Here is a 620-nt window from a genome sequence, read left to right as displayed (position 1 = left end):
CGTTAATGTTGCCCTGGGTACCGATGGTGCGGCCAGTAACAATGACCTCGATATGTTTGGCGAAATGCGTACCGCCGCCCTGCTTGCAAAGGCAGTCGCAAAAGACGCAAGCGCGATCGATGCAGCCAGTGCAATCGAGATGGCAACCATCAATGGCGCTGCAGCCTTAGGCATCGAAGAAATTACTGGTTCACTAGAGATAGGCAAAGCAGCAGATTTGATTGCCATCAAAATGGATGCATTAAATAGCCAACCGAGCTTTGATCCAATCTCAGATATTGTATACTCAGTCGCGTCCAACCAAGTAAGCCATAACTGGGTAAACGGAAAACTCCTTCTTGAAGAAGGCGAACTAAAATATATGGACACGCAGGAAATTATTGTTAAAGCCAAGAGCTGGGCAGCTAAAATTCGCTCGTCGACAGAAAGCTGACAATAAACGCCTTCTAGAAATATTTATAACACACGAATAGAGAAACATGAGCCAAACAGCCGCAAAAAACGTCGATCCAAATGAAATCGCTAAATTCGAAGCACTGGCTAGTCGCTGGTGGGACAAATCAAGCGAGTTTAAGCCGCTTCACGACATCAACCCGCTTCGTCTTAACTATATTGATGAA

General features: G+C 45.6%; 1 protein-coding gene and 1 pseudogene. Both read left to right on the top strand.

From position 1 onward, the window contains the following. A partial coding sequence (locus tag A3729_RS28005; protein ID WP_156498188.1) for an amidohydrolase family protein occupies positions 1-433 on the top strand: 433 nt, incomplete at its 5' end. Positions 434-479: 46 nt separating this feature from the next. Next, positions 480-620, top strand: a pseudogene (locus A3729_RS28000) (bifunctional 3-demethylubiquinol 3-O-methyltransferase/2-polyprenyl-6-hydroxyphenol methylase); the annotation flags it as partial.

It is taken from the genome of Oleiphilus sp. HI0043, assembly GCF_001634935.1.
This window is presented reverse-complemented; position numbering and strand designations above follow the sequence as displayed.